Source organism: Pseudomonas sp. Leaf15 (genome assembly GCF_001421425.1).
Taxonomy (GTDB): domain Bacteria; phylum Pseudomonadota; class Gammaproteobacteria; order Pseudomonadales; family Pseudomonadaceae; genus Aquipseudomonas; species Aquipseudomonas salomonii.
On the sequence record NZ_LMKI01000034.1, the window covers coordinates 293,906 to 316,160 of the forward strand.

Below are 22,255 nucleotides of genomic sequence, written 5' to 3' on the forward strand. Positions count from 1 at the left end.
ACATGGACGGGGTTTTTTTAGCTCAGCGGAGAATTACTCGCCGCGAACCTGTGCAGCTTGCATACCCTTTTGGCCTTTCTCAGCCACGAAGGAAACGGTTTGGCCTTCTTTCAGGCTTTTGAAACCGTCGCTTTCGATAGCTTTGAAGTGTACGAACAGGTCGTCACCGCCACCTTGAGGAGTGATGAAGCCGAAGCCTTTTTCATCGTTGAACCATTTAACGGTGCCGGTTTGGCGATTAGACATGGTGTATCTCCAAGAAACATATATTTTCAGTAGTGCTGTGCTGCTCAGGCCAACTGGGCACACCGGGGTATCATAGTCGAAATGTTCGGCTTGTAAGCCCCCCCAAGGCATTGTTTGCTAATCAATAGCGTTGCGTTTAGTGCCTTGGTCGGCTGAAAGCCCCGATCTACGGGGCTTTGCTGCGAAATATCAGCTGTTAAAAAAAGCCGTAAAAGCTGCGTAATTTGTGCGAAATGGCAGTTTTCAGGCTGTTTTTTCAGTCAAATGGCCGTCTGATCAGGGGTCGTAGTTATTTTTTCTTCACGACTTTGCAGGACGAAATAGCGGTGACCGCTTTGGTTTTCAGCGCCTGACTGGCGTTCGGGTTGGTCATCAGTTCCTTGATTTCAGCAGTGCTCAATTCGGCATTGAGCTTGTCCGCGCCACATTCGCAATGGTCTTTGGCAGTTTTGGCATCAACGCTCTGCTGGGCTGATGAACTGCAGTCTGCGATAAAGCTGTCGCGCGCACCGGCTGGCCAGTTCGACGGGGCGGCAGCCTGTGCGCCAAGGGAAAGGAGGGTCAGGGAAGCGGCGAGAGCGAGGGTCGAGGTAAAGCGCATCATGAAGTGCTCCTTTGATTCGTGGGCAAACAGCGATTCTCAGCGGGTTTGAGGGCTTTCGTACAGCCCAAGTTCACTTTTGCAGGCATCAAACACGGGAATTTATGTTTCGCAGGGCAGGGCAGGCGCGATGACCGTTCATCTGTGCTAGCATCACCCGCTTGGCTATTTCCAGGCGCGCCCATTGCCGCCTTGCCACGTTTTTTGAGTTCACTCCAGTCACTCTGGTTCGATTATCGGTTGGCCGAAAGGCTCCTGCCGCTGTAAGGCAGGCGTTCATCACTGAACGGCCTGGTGTTGGATCTTGTACTGGCTCATCCCAACCCACGTGACCTTTGGTAGGGGTCACCACTAGGAGAGGAGGCGCCATGCCAACTATTACTCTTCCCGACGGCAGTCAACGTTCATTCGATCATTCGGTTTCCGTAGCCGAGGTCGCCGCATCCATTGGTGCAGGTCTTGCCAAGGCCACCGTGGCCGGCAAGGTCGACGGCAAGCTGGTGGACGCCAGCGACCTGATCACCGCTGATGCCAGCCTGCAAATCATCACGCCCAAGGATCAAGAGGGGCTGGAGATCATTCGCCACTCTTGCGCGCACCTGATTGGCCATGCGGTCAAGCAACTGTACCCGACGGCAAAAATGGTGATCGGCCCGGTCATTGACGAAGGCTTTTACTACGATATCGCCTATGAGCGTCCTTTCACTCCGGACGACCTGGCCGCTATCGAAGCGCGCATGCACGCGCTGATCGAAAAAGATTACGACGTGATCAAGAAGGTCACACCGCGCGCCGAAGTGATCGACGTGTTCACCGCCCGTGGCGAAGACTACAAGCTGCGTCTGGTGGAAGACATGCCGGACGAACAGGCCATGGGCCTGTATTACCACGAAGAATATGTCGACATGTGCCGTGGCCCGCACGTGCCGAACACACGCTTTCTCAAGTCGTTCAAGCTGACCAAGCTGTCGGGTGCCTACTGGCGCGGTGACGCGAAGAACGAACAATTGCAGCGGATCTACGGCACGGCCTGGGCTGACAAGAAGCAGCTGGCGGCCTACATCCAGCGCATCGAAGAAGCTGAAAAGCGCGACCACCGCAAGATCGGCAAGCGCCTGAACCTGTTTCACCTCCAGGAAGAAGCGCCGGGCATGGTGTTCTGGCACCCGAACGGCTGGACCCTGTACCAGGTGCTCGAGCAGTACATGCGCAAGGTTCAGCGAGACAACGGCTACCTGGAGATCAAGACGCCTCAGGTTGTTGACCGTAGCCTGTGGGAGAAATCCGGGCACTGGGCCAACTACGCCGACAACATGTTCACCACTCAGTCGGAAAACCGCGACTACGCCATCAAGCCGATGAACTGCCCGTGCCACGTGCAGGTGTTCAATCAGGGCCTGAAGAGCTACCGCGAGTTGCCGATGCGCCTGGCCGAGTTCGGTGCCTGCCACCGTAACGAGCCATCGGGTGCGCTGCACGGCATCATGCGTGTGCGTGGCTTCACCCAGGACGACGCCCACATTTTCTGCACCGAAGAGCAGATGCAGGCCGAATCCGCCGCGTTCATCAAGCTGACCATGGACGTTTACCGCGATTTCGGCTTCACCGAAGTCGAAATGAAGCTGTCCACTCGTCCGGAAAAACGTGTTGGCTCCGACGAGCTGTGGGATCGCGCTGAATCTGCACTGGCCGCTGCGCTAGACAGCGCGGGCCTTGCGTACGATCTGCAGCCGGGTGAGGGCGCCTTCTACGGTCCGAAGATCGAGTTCTCGCTGAAAGATTGCCTTGGTCGCGTCTGGCAGTGTGGTACCCTGCAGCTCGATTTTAACCTGCCGATCCGTTTGGGAGCCGAATACGTCTCCGAAGATAACAGCCGTAAGCACCCGGTTATGCTGCACCGGGCGATCCTCGGCTCGTTCGAACGGTTCGTCGGTATCCTGATCGAGCACTACGAGGGTGCATTCCCTGCGTGGCTGGCTCCGACCCAGGCAGTGATCATGAATATCACTGATAAACAGGCCGATTTTGCCGCTGAAGTTGAAAAAACTCTCAACGAAAGCGGATTTCGTGCCAAGTCCGACTTGAGAAATGAAAAGATCGGCTTTAAAATCCGTGAGCATACTTTGCTCAAGGTTCCCTATCTTTTGGTTATCGGAGATCGGGAAGTCGAGATGCAGACTGTCGCTGTGCGTACTCGTGAAGGTGCTGACCTGGGCTCGATGCCCGTCGCCCAGTTCGCTGAGTTCCTCGCGCAAGCGGTTTCCCGGCGTGGTCGCCCAGATTCGGAGTAATTATTATTAAGCGTGAAATGAGACAAGATAAACGAGCTGCACCGAAAGCCCCGATCAACGAGAATATCTCGGCACGCGAGGTTCGGTTAATTGGCGCTGACGGCGAGCAGATTGGCATCGTCTCGATTGATGAAGCGCTTCGTATTGCTGAAGAGTCCAAATTGGACCTGGTGGAAATCTCCGCCGATGCAATCCCACCTGTTTGTCGGGTGATGGACTACGGCAAATCGATCTTCGAGAAGAAGAAACAGGTTGCCGCAGCGAAGAAGAACCAGAAGCAGATTCAAGTAAAAGAAATCAAGTTTCGTCCAGGGACGGAGGAAGGGGATTACCAGGTAAAACTGCGCAACCTGGTACGTTTCCTGAGTGATGGGGACAGGGCCAAGGTATCCTTGCGATTCCGCGGCCGTGAGATGGCCCACCAGGAGCTGGGGATGGAACTCCTCAAGCGGGTTGAAGCTGACCTGCTCGAGTACGGTTCTGTCGAACAGCATCCTAAGATGGAAGGACGCCAGCTTATTATGGTCATCGCCCCGAAAAAGAAGAAGTAATCAACAGGGCACGGCAGGCCTTCTGATTATGTTTATCAACTGAATGCGGAGTACCGAACATGCCAAAGATGAAAACTAAAAGTGGTGCTGCTAAGCGGTTTCTGAAAACTGCTAACGGTATCAAGCACAAGCACGCTTTCAAGAGCCACATTCTGACCAAAATGTCGACCAAGCGTAAGCGTCAACTGCGCGGTAGCAGCTTGCTGCATCCGTCTGACGTGGCAAAAGTCGAGCGCATGCTGCGCCTTCGTTAATTTTAGTCAAGAATAGAGGAATAACTCATGGCTCGTGTAAAGCGTGGCGTCATTGCCCGTAAGCGTCACAAAAAAATTCTGAAACTTGCTAAAGGCTACTACGGCGCGCGTTCACGCGTATTCCGTGTTGCCAAGCAAGCGGTAATCAAGGCAGGCCAATACGCCTACCGCGACCGTCGTCAGAAAAAACGTCAGTTCCGCGCTCTGTGGATCGCTCGTATCAATGCTGGTGCACGTGTTAACGGTCTGTCCTACAGCCGTTTCATCGCTGGCCTGAAAAAAGCGTCCATCGAAATCGACCGTAAGGTTCTGGCTGAACTGGCCGTGAACGAAAAAGCGGTGTTTGCTGCGATTGTCGAGAAAGCTAAAGCCACCTTGGCTTAAGTACCCCCGACAGTCACCCTGGGCTGCTCCTGTAGCCCAAGGTGGTAAACGTCATAAATAGGGGAAGAGCCTTCAAGCTCTTCCCCTATTTTGTATCTGGAGTCTGTACATGGAAAACCTGGATGCGCTCGTTGCCCAAGCTCTTGAGGCTGTGCATAGCGCTGAAGATGTAAATGCCCTGGAGCAAATCCGGGTTCACTACCTTGGCAAAAAAGGTGAATTGACTCAGGTGATGAAGACCCTGGGGAATTTGCCGGCTGAAGAGCGCCCGCAAGTCGGCGCGCTGATCAACGTCGCCAAGGAGCGTGTCACCGAGGTGCTCAATGCGCGCAAGGCGTCGCTCGAGGAGGCCGATCTTGCGGCCAAGCTCGCCGCCGAGTCCATTGACGTCACCCTGCCTGGTCGTGGCCAGGCCTCGGGCGGTCTGCATCCGATCACCCGGACTCTGGAACGTATCGAGCAGTTCTTTACCCACATCGGCTACGGCATTGCCGAAGGCCCCGAGGTCGAAGACGACTATCACAACTTCGAGGCGCTCAACATCCCAGGCCATCACCCGGCCCGGTCGATGCACGACACCTTCTATTTCAACGCGAACATGCTGCTGCGCACCCATACCTCGCCGGTACAGGTCCGCACCATGGAAGCGAACAAGCCGCCGATCCGCATCGTCTGCCCAGGCCGTGTGTACCGTAGCGACTCGGATATCACTCACTCGCCGATGTTCCACCAGGTCGAAGGCCTGCTGGTCGATCGCGACATCAATTTCGCCGACCTCAAAGGCACCATCGAAGAGTTCCTGCGGGTGTTCTTCGAGAAAGAGCTGGCGGTGCGTTTCCGTCCATCGTTCTTCCCGTTCACTGAGCCATCTGCTGAAGTCGACATGGAATGCGTGATGTGCAGCGGCAAAGGCTGCCGCGTCTGCAAGCAGACCGGCTGGCTGGAAGTGATGGGCTGCGGCATGGTTCACCCTAACGTGCTGCGCATGTCCGGGATCGACCCGGAAGAGTTCTCGGGCTTTGCCTTCGGCATGGGCGTTGAGCGCCTGGCCATGCTGCGTTACGGCGTGAACGACTTGCGTCTGTTCTTCGACAACGACTTGCGGTTCCTCGCGCAATTTCGCTAGTCGTAACGAATCTTTAGGAGAGCAGGATGAAATTCAGTGAACAATGGCTGCGTGGCTGGGTAAGCCCGCAGGTAGATCGCGACGAGCTGGTTGCTCGTCTGTCGATGGCCGGCCTTGAGGTCGATAGCGTAACGCCGGCCGCCGGTGTTTTCACCGGCGTGGTGGTGGGTGAAGTGCTGAGCACCGAACAGCACCCCGATGCCGACAAGCTGCGCGTGTGCCAGGTCAGCAATGGCGTGGAAACCTTCCAGGTCGTGTGCGGAGCGCCAAACGTGCGCCCGGGCCTGAAGATTCCGTTTGCCATGATCGGCGCCGAACTGCCGGGCGACTTCAAGATCAAGAAAGCCAAGCTGCGTGGCGTTGAGTCCAACGGCATGCTGTGTTCCCAGGCCGAGCTGCAAGTCGGCGAGGGCAATGATGGCCTGATGGAACTGCCGGCCGATGCGCCAGTGGGCCAGGACATTCGCGTTTACCTGGAACTGGAAGATGCCAGCATCGAGGTCGACCTGACCCCGAACCGGGGTGACTGCCTGTCCCTCGCTGGCCTGGCCCGTGAAGTGGGCGCGCTGTACAACGCCCCGGTCACCCGCCCAGTGGTTGCCGCAGTCGCCGCAGTGCATGACGAAGTGCGCCCTGTCGACGTACTGGCGCCAAACGCCTGCCCACGCTATCTCGGTCGTGTGATCCGCAACGTCGACCTATCCAGGCCAACCCCGCTGTGGATGGTTGAGCGCCTGCGTCGCGCTGACGTGCGCAGCATCGATGCCGCCGTGGACATCACCAACTACGTGATGCTGGAGTTGGGCCAACCGCTGCACGCCTTCGATCTCGCCGAAATCAATGGCGGCATCCGCGTGCGCATGGCCGAAGAAGGCGAGAAGCTGGTATTGCTCGACGGCCAGGAAGTCAGCCTGCGCGCCGACACCCTGGTCATTGCCGACCATTCCCGCGCCCTGGCGATTGCCGGCGTGATGGGTGGCGAGCACAGCGGCGTGTCCGAAACCACCCGCGATATTTTCCTTGAGAGCGCGTTCTTCGACCAGATCGCCATCGCTGGCAAGGCCCGTTCCTACGGCCTGCACACCGATGCCTCGCACCGCTACGAGCGTGGCGTGGACTGGAAACTGGCCCGTGAAGCCATGGAGCGCGCCACTGGCCTGCTGCTGGAAATCACTGGCGGCGAAGCCGGCCCGATCACCGAAACCGTCAACGAGCAGTTCCTGCCGTCGATTGCACCGATTACCCTGCGTGCCAAAAGCGTCGAGCAAATGCTTGGCCTGGTGATTGAACCTGCGCAGATCGAGCAACTGCTGTCCGCACTCGGCCTGGGTATTTCCGCCGGTGGGGAAGGGCAGTGGCACGTAGAAGTGCCAAGCCATCGTTTCGACATCAGCCTGGAAGTCGACCTGATCGAAGAGCTGGCCCGCCTGTACGGCTACAACCGCCTGCCGGTTCGCTACCCGCAAGCGCGTCTGGCACCGCAACCCAAGGCCGAGGCGCGTGCGCACCTGCCGGAATTGCGTCGCCTGCTGGTTGCCCGTGGCTACCAGGAAGCGGTGACTTACAGCTTCATCGATCCAAAGCAGTTTGAGCTGTTCAACCCAGGCGTTGAGCCGTTGCTGCTGGCTAACCCGATCTCCAATGACATGGCGGCCATGCGTTCGTCGCTGTGGCCGGGTCTGGTCAAGGCACTGTCCCATAACCTGAACCGTCAGCAAGACCGCGTGCGCATGTTCGAAAGCGGCCTGCGTTTTGTCGGCCAACTCGACGGCCTCAAGCAAGAGCCGATGCTGGCGGGTGTTGTCTGCGGTAGCCGCCTGCCCGAAGGCTGGGCACAGGGCCGCGATGGCGTGGACTTCTTCGACGTTAAAGCCGATGTGGAAGCGGTGCTGGGCTTTGCCGGTGCACTGGATGACTTCACGTTTGTGCCGGGTAGCCACCCGGCGTTGCACCCGGGCCAGACTGCACGTATCGAGCGCGAAGGGCGTTTGGTGGGTTTTGTCGGTGCTATCCACCCTGAGCTGTCGAAAACCCTGGGTCTGGACCGTCCGGTCTTTGTTTTTGAGCTGGTTCTGGCTGAAGTGGCGTCGGGCAAGATGCCTAAATTCAGCGAGTTGTCGCGCTTCCCTGAAGTGCGTCGTGACCTCGCGCTGATCGCCGACCGTGAAGTGGCCGCCACTGCCGTTCTGGACGTAATCCGTGAAAATGCAGGGGAATGGCTGACAGACCTCAGGCTATTTGACGTCTATCAGGGTAAAGGCATTGATCCGCATAGAAAAAGCCTTGCAGTTGGCTTGACCTGGCAGCATCCATCGCGCACTCTTAATGACGATGAGGTGAATACCACGACACAAAATATCCTCACCTCGCTCGAACAAAGGTTGAACGCCACGTTAAGGAAGTGACGTATGGGGGCTTTGACGAAAGCTGAGATGGCGGAACGTCTGTACGAAGAGTTGGGTCTGAACAAACGCGAAGCCAAGGAATTGGTCGAGCTGTTCTTTGAAGAAATTCGGCACGCTCTGGAAGACAACGAACAGGTCAAATTGTCCGGTTTCGGCAATTTTGACCTGCGGGACAAACGCCAGCGGCCTGGCCGCAATCCAAAAACGGGAGAAGAAATCCCGATCACGGCTCGCCGTGTGGTCACCTTTCGTCCAGGGCAGAAGTTGAAGGCCCGAGTTGAGGCTTATGCTGGAACCAAGTCATAACGACGAACTACCCGTCATCCCAGGCAAACGCTACTTCACCATCGGTGAAGTCAGCGAGCTCTGTGCGGTCAAACCGCACGTGCTGCGCTATTGGGAGCAGGAGTTTCCTCAACTCAACCCCGTCAAACGCACCGGGAACCGTCGGTATTATCAGCGCCAGGACGTGCTGATGATCCGACAGATCCGTGCGTTGCTGTACGATCAGGGGTTCACCATCAGCGGCGCGCGCCAGCGTATGTCCGGTGATGAAGCCAAAGACGACACCACCCAATACAAACAACTGATCCGCCAGATGATCTCCGAACTCGAAGATGTGCTGGTGGTGTTGAAGAAGTGATACGAGCTTTTAAAATACTTCCACATTTCAAAAGCTTGCGGTATATTCCGGATCGCTTCATTACGAAGCAAACCCAGTAACACGCCTAGTCGGGGCGTAGCGCAGTCCGGTAGCGCACTAGCATGGGGTGCTAGGGGTCGAGTGTTCGAATCACTCCGTCCCGACCATATTATTCAATGACTTAGCCCAATCTGAAAAGGTTGGGCTTTTTCATGTGCGCGTTTTTTGGGGAACGCCCCAATTTTTCACCCTTGTACCGTCTGCCATACCCAAGCGTATCCCTAAGCAGGCAGTACTCTTATACGGTTTTTCGGCGCTTTAGAATGAAAGTATCCGAGATGAAAGGTTGCATAACGCACCCAGCGTCTTGGAGAAACTCATGAGTTGTGAACAGCAAACCCCTACCGCCCATGCACGTGGCATTGATGTATCGCGCTGGCAAGGAGAGATCGACTGGCGCCGCGTCGCGTCAGCCGGTGTCACCCATGCCATTGTGAAGATGACCGAAGGGGGCACCTACACTGACCCTCGGTTTGCAACAAACTTTGCCGGGATGCTGGCCCACGGTTTGACTGCGGGGGTTTACCACTACTTTCGTGCACTGAGCAGTACCCCTGGCGAACAACTGGCCAATATTCGGCAGCGGCTCTGCGAGGCCAACTTCGAGGTCGGGAAGCACATCCTGGCCATTGATGTAGAAACCTCGCGCAACGAAACGGCGAGCCCGGATCAGATGGCCGATGCCTTGCACGAACTGGTCACGCTGCTCAGCACGCAGGTGCTCGATGGCTCCCATCCCTACATCTACACGTCACCCAGCATCTGGGCTGACCGTGTGGCGTGGCGAAAGTACGATTTCAGCCCGTGCCCGTTGTGGATCGCCCACTGGGATGCCAAGCAGCCGACGGTGCCCGAAACCTGGAGTAGCCACGGCAAAAGCTGGCACTGGTGGCAGCACAGCAGTAAAGGTCAGGTTGATGGCATTCAAGGGGCGGTGGATCTGGATTGGATCAAGCGCTGAAGGCTTCAGCCAGCCGAACGCGCTCGCTGGCTGAGGTACTCTACAAACGGCCCGATATCCGTACTGCAGAGCAAATGCGCGACCTCACGCACCTCAGCCTCCGGCCAGTCCCACCAGCCGGATTGCTCAAGGATCAGCCGAGTCGGTTCATCAAAACGCCAGCGGATATGTTTGGCCGGGTTGCCGCCGACGATGGCGTAAGGCGCCACATCCTTGGTCACAATCGCGCCTGCCGCCACGACTGCGCCATTGCCGATGGTCACGCCCGACAGAATTTTCGCGTGGGAGCTGATCCAGCAATCATTGCCAATGATCACGTCGCCTTTGCTGCCACCAAAGTCGGTAATGTGCGCGAGGCTTTTCATCTTGGCGGGGAAGGGGTAACAACTGAGCCAGTCGGTGCGATGATGGCCGCCCAAATACACTTCCACATTGCCGGCAATCGAGGTGTAGGCGCCGACACGCAGCGTCGTGCCTTCATGCCAGTCGTGCACCTTCAAATCGCCGTAGGTGCCTATGCCAAAGCTGTAGTTTGGATAGCGGTTGCGCAGTTTTTGCGTAGAGCGCTCCAGCGGGGAGAGCGCGCGTATTGCCTTGCGCGCTTTTTTTTCGCGCCATTTACGCAATAACTTCATGCGGTGAGCCTTTATGCAGAGATTGAAATCAGGCGACATCGTGAGCAATGGCTGCTCTCTATGCAAGACGAAGGCTTTATCTGCTGAAAAAAATCGCCAACCCCTGTCCCTTTTTTGCGCCTCGCCTGTCATTCCAGGCAAGTGAACAAAATCGAGAGCTTCTCCCCATGCCCGCAGTCCGACCCATGCGCTTGCGCCCGTTGCTGAACCTGAGCCTGATGCTGAGCCTCAGTGCCAGCCCGTTATTTGTCCCGCTCAGCTATGCCGAAGACAGCACCGCCCGCCGCAGTTACCAGGTGCCGGCCGGTAGCCTGAGCGCCGCATTGACGCGCTTCGCCGGGCTCGCCGGGGTCAACCTGTCGGTAGACCCGGCGCTGGTCAGCGGTCGCAGCAGCGCCGGCTTGTCGGGTGAATACGGCGTGGAGGAGGGCTTTGCCCAGTTGCTGACGGGCTCGGGCCTGCAATTGCAACCGATGGGCGCGCAGGCCTATAGGCTGATGCCGGCGCCGGAAAGCGGCAGCCTGCAATTGGCTCCCACGTCCATCGTCGGCACTACTGGGTTGGCCGATGGCGATACCTACGCCGGTGGTCAGCTGGCGCGGCGTGGCTCGCAAGGCCTGCTCGGCTCGCGGGACTTTATGGAAACGCCGTTCAGCATGACCACCTACACCGCCGAGGCGGTCAAGAACCAACAGGCGCGTACCCTCGGCGACCTTGTCGCCAGCGACCCGTCGGTGCGCGCCACCAATCCGGCGGGCGGGCGCTACGAGCAGTTCACCATTCGCGGGTTCAGCCTGTTCAACAGTGATGTGGCCTACAACGGCCTCTATGGCGTACTGCCGACGTACACCATCGACATGGAAATGGCCGAGCGCGTCGACATCCTCAAAGGCCCGAGCCAGTTGATCAACGGCATCTCGCCGCGCGGCAGCGTGGGCGGCGGGATCAACGTGGTGCCCAAGCGCGCTACCGACAAGGACATCACCTCGCTGACCGGCACCTGGGCCTCCGGCAGCCAGGCCGGTGGCGCAGTAGATGTGGGGCGGCGCTTTGGTGAGGACAACAAATTCGGCATCCGTTTCAATGGCGTGAAGCAGTCCGGCGATACCGAATGGGATCACCAGAGCGTCGACCGTGAAATGGCGGTGCTGGGCCTGGATTTTCGCGGTGAGCGCCTGCGCCTTTCCACGGATGTCGGCCACACCGAGCGTGACACCGATGCGCCGCAGGAACGTGTACAAGTCGGCGCCAATGCCAGGGTGCCGAGCGCCAATGACGTACGGCATAACTACGCACAGCCCTGGAGCAAAGCCCGTACCGATGACACCTTCGGCACGGTTAACGGCGAGTTCGACCTCAGCGACAGCGTCATGCTGTATGGCGGCGTCGGCGCACGTAAAAGCAACCACGACTTCTTGCGTCACGCGGTGTCCGTCACCAACAACGCCGGGGATTTCAGCGTATTGCCACGGGATTTCACCCGCGATGAAAACGTGCGCACCGCCACCGCCGGGGTGCGCAGTTGGTTGCATACCGGGCCGGTCAGCCATGAGATCAACCTGGCGGCCAGCTACTTCTACATGGACTTTGAAAACGGCGGCTCCCGTTACGCGGCGGCGCCGAGCAACCTGTACAACCCGGTAGAAACCCCAACCCCTTCACGGCCAACACGCCTGGATTCCAAGGTCTACACCGAGAACCGCTTCAGTGGCGTGGCGCTGTCCGATACCCTGGGCTTTTTCGACGAGCGTTTATTGCTGACCCTCGGCGCGCGCTGGCAGCGGGTCAAGGTCGACGACTGGACCGACAACGTCAAAGGCGCTACGGCCTACGATGAGGAAAAAGTCTCGCCCTCCGGCGGCATCCTGTTTAAAGCCACCGACAAACTGTCGCTGTACGCCAACTACATGGAAGGCCTGAGCCAAGGCAAAATCGCGCCGTCGACCTCGATCAACGAAGATGAAATCTTCCCGCCGTTTGTCAGCCGCCAGGTTGAAGTGGGTGCCAAATACGACGCCGGCGCGTTTGCCGTGACGGCAGCGGTGTTCCGAATCAAGCAACCGGCCTACGAAACCAACGCCACTACGCGGGTGTTCGGGCCCAATGGCAAACGCCAGAACGACGGCGTAGAGCTGAGCGTGTTCGGCGAGCCGCTCAAGGGCGTGCGCCTGCTGGGTGGTGTGATGGTTATCGACAGCGAACTGACCCACACCACCAACGGTACTTTCGACGGCAACCGCGCCCCGGCCACGCCCAAGTACAACGTCAACCTGGGCGCCGAATGGGATGTGCCGACGGTGGAGGGCCTGACCCTGACCAGCCGGGGTATCTATTCCAGCTCGCAGTACCTTGACCAGTCCAACGTCAAGGAGATCGACGCGTGGACCCGCCTTGACGTCGGTGCGCGCTATGCCTTCAAGGTCGACGATAAGCACATCACTTTGCGAGCGAATGTCGAGAACGTCGCCGATAAACGCTACTGGAGTTCGGCCGGTGCTTCGGATGACAGTGAGCCGGGCCTGACCCTGTCCACGCCGCGCACCTATTTGCTGTCGGCCACGGTGGACTTCTAAACGCAGGGATTATGTGGGGAAGGCCAATGTTGGAGGGCCAATGTGGGAGCTGGCTTGCCTGCGATACAGACACCTCGGTCTGTCAGTAAGACCCGGTCGATGCTATCGCAGGCAAGCCAGCTCCCACACAAGCCAGACCACACCCTAAAATCGCTGCGTTAATAAGAATGTTTTTTGATTGCATCGCCTCAATATGGAATAGTACCCGCCGTTTTCCCCAGCCCGTCCAGCCGGGGTGTTTTAACGCCGAGGTCTTTGTCATGCGAATGCTGCGCTCCATCCCGACCCTTGCCGCCTGCCTCCTGGCGTTGTCTTGCAGCGTATTGAACGCCGCGCCCATCGACGTTAATGACGGCCAGCACACGGTGCACCTGCCGGATGCGCCCAAGCGCGTGGTGGTGCTGGAGTTTTCCTTTCTCGACAGCCTCGCCGCCGTTGACGTCACGCCAGTCGGTGCTGCGGACGATGGCGATGCCAACCGCGTACTGCCGCGTGTGCGCCAGGCCATCGGCCAATGGAAGTCGGTGGGCCTGCGTTCGCAACCGAGCATCGAAGAAATCGCCCGGCTCAAGCCGGACCTGATCGTTGCCGACCTCAATCGTCATCAGGCCCTGTACAGCGACTTGGCGAGCATCGCGCCGACCTTGTTGCTGCCATCACGTGGGGAAGATTACGAAGGCAGCCTCAAATCCGCCGAACTGATCGGCACGGCCCTGGGCAAAAGCCCGCAGATGCACGCGCGTATCGCCCAGAACCGTGAGCACTTGCAGGCGATTGCCAAGCAGATTCCGGCAGGTGCCAGCGTGTTGTTCGGGGTTGCCCGTGAAGACAGCTTTTCCGTGCACGGGCCCGACTCCTACGCCGGCAGCGTGCTGCAAGCCATCGGCCTGAAAGTGCCTTTGGTACGCGCAAAGGCCGCGCCGACTGAATTTGTCAGCCTGGAACAATTGCTCGCGCTTGACCCTGGCTGGTTGCTGGTCGGTCACTATCGCCGCCCAAGCATCGTCGACACCTGGAGCAAGCAGCCGTTGTGGCAAGTGCTCGGCGCGGTGCGTAATCATCAAGTGGCCGAGGTCGATGGCGACAGTTGGGCGCGTAACCGAGGTGTATTGGCGTCGGAGCAAATCGCTGAAGACACCCTGGCGATTCTCAAGGGCGGCAAAGCCGTATTGAGCCAATAACCGTGCAGCGCAGTTTCGCGGCGGCAAGCATTGTGCTGCTGGGGGCCGTGTTGTTCTGGTACTCGCTGTACAGCTGGTCGCCGTTCACCATCACTGCGACGGATGCCTGGAACGGCCTGGTTCATCAGGGCAGCGTGGGCGGCAATATGGCCTATATCGTGGCGCAGCTGCGCGTGCCCCGAGCGTTGTGCGCGGCGTTGGTCGGTGCCTGCCTGGGCCTGGCCGGAGCATTGATGCAAGGCATCACCCGCAACCGCTTGGCATCGCCTTCATTGTTTGGCGTGACGGCCGGCGCGGCATTGGGATTGGCCTTGTTTTCCACCGGTTTGGTCGCGCCGCCCTTTGCCGGTGGCGCCCTGTTGATGACCTGCCTGGGCGGCGCGCTGGCCTGGGTCACGGTGTTCAGCCTGGGCGGCGCGTGGTCGCCGACCACCGCGCAAGGTCGGTTGGTATTGGCCGGTGTGGCGGTTGCGGCGCTGTGTGCGGCCTTGACCCGGCTCACGGTGATTCTGGTCGAGGCCCAGGCCCAAAGCGTGCTGAACTGGCTGGCCGGGTCGCTGGCCAATGTGGGTGCGGCCCAGGTGCAACTGCTCTGGCCGTGCACGCTGATCGGCGGCGTGTGGGCGCTGTGGTGTGCGCCGCGCCTGAACCTGATCAACCTCGGCGAAGACGCCGCGCGCTCGTTGGGCGTCGGTATCGCCAGCCTGCGCTTGCAGGTGTTTGTCGCCAGCTTGCTGCTGGTGGGCGCCAGCGTGTGCGCGATCGGCCCCATTGGCTTTGTCGGGCTGATCGCGCCCAATATCATTCGCCAGTTTCTCGGTAACGACTACCGCTGGCTGATTCCGCTCAGCGCGGTGTTGGGCGCGGTGATCGTGCTGGGCGCCGACTTGCTCAGTCGCGCTGTGGCCTTTCCAGTGGAAACCCCGGCGGGCGTGGTCACTGCATTGATCGGCGCACCGTTCTTCCTGTTTCTTGCCAGGCGCACCCTATGATTCGGCCACGATTGCGCTTATGGCTGCTGCTGGGCTTGCTGCTGGTGGCACTGCTGGCGAGCCTCAGCGCCGGCACGGTGTGGCTTAAACCCGGCACCGTGCTGGAGCGCCTGCTGGCCCACGACGCCCTCGATTTTGAAGTGTGGAACCACCGCCTGCCACGCAGCCTGATCGCCATTCTGGCTGGCTGCGCCTTCGGCCTGGCCGGTGCGATTGTGCAGGGCGTGATCCGCAACCCGCTGGCCTCGCCGGAGATTCTCGGCGTGACCCAGGGCGCCGGGCTGGCGCTGACCGTGGCGATCATCAGTTGGCCACACCTACCGATGGCCTGGCTGCCACTGGTGGCCTGTCTGGGCGGCGCCGGTGGGGCCTTGCTGCTGGCGCTGTACAACACCGGCGTGAGTTTTTCCGGGGTGCGTTTTGCGCTGTCAGGTGTGGCGATTGCGGTGACCTTGTCCAGCGTCACCGAGTTTTTGATCCTGTCCCATCCGTTGGATATCAACACCGCGTTGCTCGCGCTGACGGGCAGTTTGTGGAGCCGCAATTGGCACCATGTGGCGCTGGTGCTGCCGTTCCTGCTGTTGATCCCGCTGGGCCTGTGCCTGGCTAAACCCCTGAACCTCATTGCTCTCGGCGATGAGGCCGCCCACAGCCTGGGCACTGCGCTGGGCCGCACCCGCTGGTGGGCGATGGCCTGTGCGGTGCTGCTCACCAGCCTGGGTGTCGGCGTGATCGGGCCGATTGGTTTTATCGGCCTGGTCGCACCGCACATGGCGCGGCGTCTGGTGGGTGGGCATCACCAGTACCTGCTGCCGGCTGCGATGCTGATTGGCGCGTTATTGCTGGTGCTGGCCGACACGCTTGGACGCACGTTGATTGCGCCCAGCGAAATCCCGGCGGGCGTGCTTACGGCGGTGATTGGTGCGCCGTATTTTCTTTGGTTGCTGGCACGGTTCAAGGGTTGATGACATGAGTATTTTGCAGGCACACCAACTCGACATCGGCTACGGCGCCACGCGCATTGTGCAGGGCCTTTCGTTCGCACCGCCGACAGGTCGCGTCACCGCGCTGATCGGCCCTAACGGCTGCGGCAAGTCGACTTTGCTCAAGGCGTTTGCGCGGATCCTCAAGCCGACCCAGGGCGAGTTGACCCTGGATGGCCACGCCTACGCCAGCTTGTCCGCACGCCAACTGGCGCGGCAGATCGCATTTTTACCGCAGGTATTGCCGGTGCCGGAAGGTGTCAGCGTGCGCCAGTTGGTCGCCTACGGCCGCAGCCCGCATAACTCGTTGTGGGGGCGCCTGAGTGGCAATGATCAAGCCCAGGTGACCCAAGCCATGCAGCGCCTGGAGCTGGACAGCCTGGGCGACCGCGTGTTGGCGGATTTGTCCGGCGGCCAGCGCCAACGAGCCTGGCTGGCCATGGTGCTGGCACAGAATGCGCCAGTGGTACTGCTCGACGAACCCACCACTTACCTCGACATCAGCCATCAGGTGGAACTGCTCGACCTGATGGGCGAACTGGCCGCCGAGGGCAAAACCGTGATCACCGTACTGCACGATATCAACCAGGCCTGCCGCTACGCCGATCACCTGGCGGTGATGCACGCCGGCAAGTTGGTGGCCGATGGCGCGCCAGCCCAGGTGATCAGCGCCGAGCTGATGCGCCAGGTGTTCGACGTGCAAGTGCAGATCCTGCAGGAGCCGGTTTCCGGCACGCCGATGTGCCTGGTGGAAAGAAGCACCCGCACCTGAACCTGCTCGCTCTCACGCACTAATGCTCGTTGCTCGTTCCCACGCTCCGCGTGGGAATGCCTCATGGGACGCTCCGCGTCCCGCCCTACGACAGGGAACCTTGCGACGCGGAGCGTCACGGGCTGCATTCCCACGCGGAGCGTGGGAACGATCAGTAAAAAAACATTATTTATATGAATAAAGTTATTAATTAATAATGAAAGTAGAGAATATTAGCTTATGCCCAAATAGCATTATATTTTTGAAATCCATTCCGTTATGTTTGATCGCAACAGCCTACCCCTGACCTCGGATGGTACCCAGCGTGATTCAGATTCTGCGCGCCATAACCGGGTAAAGACCCCGCGGCAGAATCGTTGGAAGGGAGATCAACGTATGTTGCCAATTCAAAACCCTCGCTCACTCCACATCTAGTTCCCCATCGCAGCGACACCCTTAAAAACGAGCACCGCGCCCGCCCGCGCGACTGCCCGACTTCGCGATTCGGAAAGCCTGGAGTGGTCATGAAGCAAGTTTTACCCCCCACCGCCGCACTCACGCTGGCCCTGTTTGCCGGCACTGCATCCGCCCAGGACGACAGCACCTTGTCCACCGTGGTGGTCACCGGCAACCGTGGCGCCGAGCAGCGCACCGTCACCAGCAGCCCGGTGCCGATCGACGTGGTCAGCGCCAGGCAACTGCAAAGCACCGGCAAGCCGGGCTTGATGGAAGCCTTGAGCGCGGTGATCCCGTCACTGACCCTGCCGGAAAAAACCGGCTGGGACGCCAGCGGCATTGCCCGTGCCCCCAACCTGCGCGGCTTGAGCGCCGCCGAAGTGCTGGTGCTGGTCAACGGCAAACGTCGTCACACCAGCGCCACGCTGAACATCAACGGCATCAACACCGGCGCGGCACCGGCTGACCTGGATCTGATCCCCATCAGTGCCATCGACCATGTGGAAGTGCTGCGCGACGGCGCCGCCGCCCAGTACGGCTCGGATGCCATCGCCGGGGTCATCAATGTGATCCTCAAGGCCGATACCAGCGGCACCGCCGTCACCAACGTCGGCCAGGGCTACGACGGCAAGAAGCAAACCGTGCAACAAAGCCTCAACAAGGGTTTTGAAATCGGCAACGGCGGCGTCGTGCAATTGGCCCTGGATGCCCGCAGCCAGAATGACGACAACAAAGCCAGCGCCAACGGCTACACCTATGAGCAAGCCTATAACCAGGCCGGCAGGTCGACCTACGGCGGTTACGGCACGCCCAAGACCAACCTGCTGACCCTGGGCTACAACGCCGAGCTGCCGATCGATGACAGCCTCAGCCTGTATTCCTTCACTACCTATTCGCGGCGCAAGGCCGAGCAGGGGCAGAACTACCGCCTGCCGACCATCACCAACACCATCACCACCGGGCCGAATGGTTATCCGGCCGGCTACACGCCGACCTGGTCCATCGACGAGGACGATTTCCAGGCCGCGTTCGGCGGCAAAGGCACCGTCGGCGCGTGGGACTGGGACCTGTCCACCACCTACGGGCGCAACGAGGCGGAGCAGGGCACTACCCACAACCAGAACCCGTCACTGGGCGAGTACACGCCCAACAGCTTCACCTCCGGCACCTGGATTTCCACCGAGCTGACCACCAACCTCGACTTCAAGCGCGGCTTTGATGTGGGCCTGCAAAAACCGTTGGACCTGTCCTACGGCTTCGAGCATCGGCGCGACACCTATGAGGTGCAGGCCGGTGACTACGCGTCCTATGCCAATGGCGGCTACTGCGTGGCGCCGGGCAACTGCGCGTCATCCGGGGCGCAAGTCACCAACGGCATTTCGCCGGATGAAGAAAGCAGCGCCTCGCGCAACAGTCTCGCCAGTTATGTCGATGTGGGCTTCAACCCGCTGCCGGACTGGTACATCGGCACGGCCTTTCGCTACGAGCATTACAACGAAGGCGTCGGCGCCACCCGCAGCGGCAAGCTGACCACGCGCTACGATTTCACCCCGCAATTTGCCGTGCGCGCCACCGTCAGCAATGGCTTCCGTGCGCCGTCCCTGGCCAACAGCCTGTTCAGCGCGCGCTCCACCACGTATGGCGTGGTCGATGGCGTGTATCAGTCGATCAACTACGGCGTATTGCCGGTGGGTTCGGCGGCGGCCAAGGCCCTCGGCGCCCAGGAGTTGAAACCCGAGCGCTCGACCAACTTCAGCCTGGGGTTCACCCTCACGCCCACTGACCGCCTGAACTTCACCGCCGATGCCTACGTGATCAACCTGCGCGACCGCATCACCCTGACCGGCACCTTGCTCGGCCCCGAAGTCAGCCAGGTACTGCAAAGCAACGGCATCAACTCCACCTCCGGCGGCCAGTACTTTATCAACGGCGCCGACACCCGCACCAAGGGCGTGGATCTGGTCAGCAACTACAACCAGGACCTCGGCCAGTTCGGCGCCTTGAAGTGGACCGCCGCGTTCAACTGGAACCAGACCAAGATCCTCAACTACAAGGCCTCCACCGACATCCTCGGCACGCCCTATGACCTGATGGACCGCCAGGCCCGTGGCCTGATCACCGATGTGCAGCCCAAGACCAAACTCATCCTCGGCGGCGACTGGAGCATCGACCGCTTCAACCTCAACCTGGCCCTGACCCGTTACGGTTCTTACAAAGAGGTCAACGTTTCTGCCGACCGCAGCCTCGACCGCGTCTACAGCGCCAAATGGATCACCGACCTCGACCTTGGCTACAACCTCACCAAAGCCCTCAACATTGCCGTCGGCGCCAAGAACCTGTTCGACCTTTACCCCAAGAAACAAGGCGTGCCGAGCAGCACCATGGTCGCCAGCTACGGCACTTATTCGCCCTACGGTTTTACCGGCGGGTACTACTACACCCGGCTGACTTACGCCTTCTAAGGCCGCAACCCGCGAGGAATAGAACATGCCCATTGTCGCCAAATCCTATGACCTGATCGACGAGGTCAGCCCGGTTCGCCAGCGCCGCGTCGCAACGCCGATCAAGGCCCTGCAAGTGGTGCCCGCCCGCCACCCGTGGCGCTGGGCCGGGTCGATCTTCGCCGCGCTGGTGCTGCTCGCCATCGTGCATTCACTGGCCACCAACCCGCGTTGGGAGTGGGGCGTGTTCGGCCAGTGGTTCTTTTCTGCCTCGGTGCTGCGCGGCCTCGGCCAGACGCTGCTGCTGACGCTGCTCAGCACCGTGTTCAGCATCCTCTTCGGTACGGCATTGGCGCTGGCAAGGCTGTCGGGTTCGCCATTGCTGGCGGCGTTGGCCTGGGGCTATATCTGGTTTTTCCGCTCGATGCCGGCGCTGCTGGTGCTGATCATCCTCTACAACTTTGCCTACCTGTATGACCACATCGTGCTCGGCGTACCGTTCACCAGCGTGGTGTTCGCCGAGTGGTCGACCGTGGATGTGCTCAGCCAATTCACCGTGGCGGTGTTGGGCCTGAGCCTGATGCAGGCCGCCTACGCGGCGGAGATCATTCGCGGCGGTTTGATAGGCGTGGACGCCGGCCAGCATGAAGCGGCGGCGGCCCTCGGTTTGCCGGCTTCGCGACGGATTTTTCGCATCATCCTGCCCCAGGCGCTGCGCTCGATTTTGCCGTCGGGTTTCAACGAAATCATCGGCCTGGTCAAGGGCACGTCCATCGTCTATGTGCTGGCCTTGCCGGAGCTGTTCTACACCGTGCAGGTCATCTACAACCGCACCCAGGCGGTGATCCCGCTGCTGGTGGTGGCGACCGTGTGGTACCTGATCATCACCACGGTGCTGACCAGCGCCCAGTACTACGTCGAGCGCCACTTTGCGCGCGGTACGGCGCGGGTGCTGCCGCCCACACCGCTGCAACGCCTGCGCGGCTGGCTAAAGGAGAAAACCCATGGCTGAAGCACGCGCCGGGCGCATTCAGATCCAGGGCGTGGGCAAACGCTTTGGCAACCAGCAGGTGTTGAAAGACATCGACCTGACCATCGACCCAGGCAAGGTCACGGTGATTCTCGGGCCGTCCGGCTCGGGCAAATCCACCTTGCTGCGCACCATCAACCACCTGGAAAAAATCGACAGCGGGCACATCACCATCGACGGTGAATACGTCGGCTATCGGCGCAAGGGTGACCTGCTCTACGAATTGAAAGAACGCGAGATTCTCAAGCGCCGCATCGACGTGGGTTTTGTGTTCCAGAACTTCAACCTGTTCCCGCACCTCACCGCCTGGGAAAACGTCGCCGAAGCACCGCTGGCCCACAAGCGCTGGAGCAAGGCCGAGGCACAGACCAAGGCATCCGAGCTGCTGGCCAAGGTCGGCCTGGCCGACAAGGTCGATGCCTACCCACGCCAGCTCTCCGGCGGCCAGCAACAGCGCGTGGCCATCGCCCGCGCCCTGGCGCTGGACCCCAAAGTGCTGCTGTTCGATGAACCCACCTCAGCCCTCGACCCGGAGCTGGTGGGCGAAGTACTCGACGTGATCAAGGGCCTGACCCAACTGGGCGTGACCCTGGTGATCGTCACCCACGAAATCGGGTTTGCCCGCGAAGTGGCCGACCACGTGGTGTTCCTGTGTGACGGCCAACTGATCGAAGAAGGCCCGCCCGAACAGATTTTTCGCCAACCCCGACATCCTCGCACCGTGGCCTTTCTGGGCAAGGTGCTTTAGTTCAAGGAGTGACTGCCCATGTTCATCAATACTGCCCGCGTGGCCTTGCTGACGCTTGCCGTCGGTGCTGCGCAAACCGCGTTCGCCGTGCAACAGGTGGATTTCAGCCCCGACCGCGTGCGCATCCATGTGCCGCGCAATGAAGCGGCGATCGCGCAGATCCCGCCGGGCTTCAAGTTCGCCCAGCCCGGTAAATTCACCGTCGCCGTGTCCGGCGTTGCCGGGCCGCCGCTGGCGCTGTTGGCCAACGACGACAAGACCACCATCGGCAGCGAAGCCGATACCGCGCAGCTGGTGGCCGACAGCCTCGGTCTGCAACTCAATGTGGTGCAGACCAGTTGGGAAGACTGGCCGCTGGGCGTCAGCTCCGGCAAGTACGACGCGGTGATCAGCAACGTCACCGTGACCGAGGCGCGCAAGAAGCGTTTTGACTTCGCCACCTATCGCCAGGATGTGCTCGGCTTTTACGTCAAGAGCACCAACAAAATTACCGAGATCAAACAGGCCGCCGACATTGCCGGGCTGAAGATCATCGTCGGCTCCGGCACCAACCAGGAGAAGGTGCTGCTGGCCTGGAACGAGGCCAATGAAAAGGCCGGTATCAAGCCTGCGCTCCTGCAATACATCGATGACCAGGCCGCCGCGCAACTGGCGGTGCAATCGGGTCGCAGCGATGCGCTGTTCGGGCCTAACTCGGTGTATGCCTATTCGGCGGCGGTCACTGGCGGCATCAAGTTGGTGGGCACGGTGAATGGCGGCTGGCCGTTGAAGGCGGATATCGCCGTGACCACCCGCAAGGACAACGGCCTGATCCAACCGATTCACACCGCCCTGCAAGGCGCGATTGCCGGCGGCCAGTACGAGCAGGTGCTGCAACGCTGGGGCCTGGACATCGAGCGCGTCGACACCTCGCTGATCAACCCACCGGGCCTGCCGGACTAGG

The 22,255-nt window shown here is 60.1% G+C and carries 21 protein-coding genes and 1 tRNA gene; 19 read left to right on the forward strand and 3 right to left on the reverse strand.

The genetic code is table 11. From position 1 onward, the window contains the following. Positions 1-33: 33 nt before the first annotated feature. Entirely contained in the window at positions 34-246 is a 213-nt protein-coding gene (locus tag ASE80_RS25010; RefSeq protein WP_003234260.1) for a cold-shock protein, read from the reverse strand. A gap of 289 nt (positions 247-535) precedes the next feature. After that, the gene (locus tag ASE80_RS25015; RefSeq protein ID WP_081321440.1) at positions 536-850 is read right to left on the reverse strand and encodes a hypothetical protein; all 315 of its coding nucleotides are present in this window, start codon (positions 848-850) and stop codon (positions 536-538) included. A gap of 365 nt (positions 851-1,215) precedes the next feature. Here ASE80_RS25015 and thrS point away from each other — a divergent pair, with 365 nt between their 5' ends. From thrS to ASE80_RS25065, 10 genes are all read left to right on the forward strand, one after another. Continuing rightward, positions 1,216-3,138 carry a threonine--tRNA ligase gene (gene thrS, locus ASE80_RS25020; protein WP_056861278.1) on the forward strand — a complete coding sequence of 641 codons (1,923 nt, stop codon included), beginning with the start codon at positions 1,216-1,218 and terminating at the stop codon, positions 3,136-3,138. Further along, positions 3,138-3,689: a translation initiation factor IF-3 gene (gene infC, locus ASE80_RS25025; RefSeq protein ID WP_015884933.1), complete on the forward strand. Its 552-nt coding sequence runs from the start codon at positions 3,138-3,140 to the stop codon at positions 3,687-3,689. The genes thrS and infC overlap by 1 nt, the downstream gene beginning before the upstream one ends. A gap of 59 nt (positions 3,690-3,748) precedes the next feature. After that, complete coding sequence (rpmI, locus tag ASE80_RS25030) at positions 3,749-3,943, forward strand: 50S ribosomal protein L35 (protein ID WP_002553160.1); 195 nt, start codon at positions 3,749-3,751, stop codon at positions 3,941-3,943. Between the two features lie 27 nt (positions 3,944-3,970). After that, positions 3,971-4,327, forward strand: coding sequence for a 50S ribosomal protein L20 (rplT, locus tag ASE80_RS25035; protein WP_003174975.1), 357 nt, complete (start codon positions 3,971-3,973; stop codon positions 4,325-4,327). 109 nt (positions 4,328-4,436) lie between these two features. Further along, positions 4,437-5,453: a phenylalanine--tRNA ligase subunit alpha gene (gene pheS, locus ASE80_RS25040; protein ID WP_034117607.1), complete on the forward strand. Its 1,017-nt coding sequence runs from the start codon at positions 4,437-4,439 to the stop codon at positions 5,451-5,453. Positions 5,454-5,479: 26 nt separating this feature from the next. Next, positions 5,480-7,858 (forward strand): phenylalanine--tRNA ligase subunit beta, encoded by a 2,379-nt coding sequence (pheT, locus tag ASE80_RS25045; RefSeq protein WP_056861279.1) that lies wholly within the window; start codon positions 5,480-5,482, stop codon positions 7,856-7,858. Positions 7,859-7,861: 3 nt separating this feature from the next. After that, positions 7,862-8,164 carry an integration host factor subunit alpha gene (gene ihfA, locus ASE80_RS25050; protein ID WP_002553164.1) on the forward strand — a complete coding sequence of 101 codons (303 nt, stop codon included), beginning with the start codon at positions 7,862-7,864 and terminating at the stop codon, positions 8,162-8,164. Then, on the forward strand, positions 8,145-8,501 hold the full coding sequence (locus tag ASE80_RS25055; RefSeq protein ID WP_003174972.1) for a MerR family transcriptional regulator: 357 nt from the start codon (positions 8,145-8,147) through the stop codon (positions 8,499-8,501). Before ihfA ends, ASE80_RS25055 begins: the two co-directional genes overlap by 20 nt. 90 nt (positions 8,502-8,591) lie before the next feature. After that, positions 8,592-8,668 (forward strand) — tRNA-Pro (locus ASE80_RS25060). 212 nt (positions 8,669-8,880) lie between these two features. Continuing rightward, positions 8,881-9,522 (forward strand): glycoside hydrolase family 25 protein, encoded by a 642-nt coding sequence (locus ASE80_RS25065; protein ID WP_056861280.1) that lies wholly within the window; start codon positions 8,881-8,883, stop codon positions 9,520-9,522. A 5-nt stretch (positions 9,523-9,527) separates the two neighbouring features. On the opposite strand, the gene ASE80_RS25070 is transcribed toward ASE80_RS25065, so the two are convergent. After that, complete coding sequence (locus ASE80_RS25070) at positions 9,528-10,157, reverse strand: CatB-related O-acetyltransferase (protein ID WP_056861281.1); 630 nt, start codon at positions 10,155-10,157, stop codon at positions 9,528-9,530. 167 nt (positions 10,158-10,324) lie between these two features. On the opposite strand from ASE80_RS25070, the gene ASE80_RS25075 reads away from it, so the two are divergent. The 9 genes from ASE80_RS25075 (at position 10,325) to ASE80_RS25115 (ending at position 22,254) form a co-directional block, all read left to right on the forward strand. Further along, on the forward strand, positions 10,325-12,730 hold the full coding sequence (locus tag ASE80_RS25075; RefSeq protein WP_056861282.1) for a TonB-dependent receptor: 2,406 nt from the start codon (positions 10,325-10,327) through the stop codon (positions 12,728-12,730). Positions 12,731-12,996: 266 nt separating this feature from the next. After that, positions 12,997-13,911 carry a Fe(3+) dicitrate ABC transporter substrate-binding protein FecB gene (locus ASE80_RS25080; RefSeq protein WP_371920503.1) on the forward strand — a complete coding sequence of 305 codons (915 nt, stop codon included), beginning with the start codon at positions 12,997-12,999 and terminating at the stop codon, positions 13,909-13,911. Between the two features lie 2 nt (positions 13,912-13,913). After that, on the forward strand, positions 13,914-14,903 hold the full coding sequence (gene fecC, locus ASE80_RS25085; protein WP_056861284.1) for an iron-dicitrate ABC transporter permease FecC: 990 nt from the start codon (positions 13,914-13,916) through the stop codon (positions 14,901-14,903). After that, complete coding sequence (locus tag ASE80_RS25090) at positions 14,900-15,868, forward strand: FecCD family ABC transporter permease (RefSeq protein ID WP_056861285.1); 969 nt, start codon at positions 14,900-14,902, stop codon at positions 15,866-15,868. Before fecC ends, ASE80_RS25090 begins: the two co-directional genes overlap by 4 nt. Positions 15,869-15,872: 4 nt before the next feature. Beyond that, positions 15,873-16,658, forward strand: a complete 786-nt coding sequence (fecE, locus tag ASE80_RS25095) for a Fe(3+) dicitrate ABC transporter ATP-binding protein FecE (RefSeq protein WP_056861286.1) — start codon at positions 15,873-15,875, stop codon at positions 16,656-16,658. A 503-nt stretch (positions 16,659-17,161) separates the two neighbouring features. Continuing rightward, on the forward strand, positions 17,162-19,555 hold the full coding sequence (locus tag ASE80_RS25100) for a TonB-dependent receptor plug domain-containing protein (protein WP_056861287.1): 2,394 nt from the start codon (positions 17,162-17,164) through the stop codon (positions 19,553-19,555). Positions 19,556-19,580: 25 nt separating this feature from the next. After that, positions 19,581-20,546, forward strand: coding sequence for an amino acid ABC transporter permease (locus ASE80_RS25105; protein WP_056861288.1), 966 nt, complete (start codon positions 19,581-19,583; stop codon positions 20,544-20,546). Next, entirely contained in the window at positions 20,539-21,312 is a 774-nt protein-coding gene (locus tag ASE80_RS25110) for an amino acid ABC transporter ATP-binding protein (protein WP_056861289.1), read from the forward strand. The genes ASE80_RS25105 and ASE80_RS25110 overlap by 8 nt, the downstream gene beginning before the upstream one ends. Before the next feature lie 18 nt (positions 21,313-21,330). After that, the gene (locus tag ASE80_RS25115; protein WP_056861290.1) at positions 21,331-22,254 is read left to right on the forward strand and encodes an ABC transporter substrate-binding protein; all 924 of its coding nucleotides are present in this window, start codon (positions 21,331-21,333) and stop codon (positions 22,252-22,254) included. The last annotated feature ends 1 nt before the right edge of the window (position 22,255 follow it).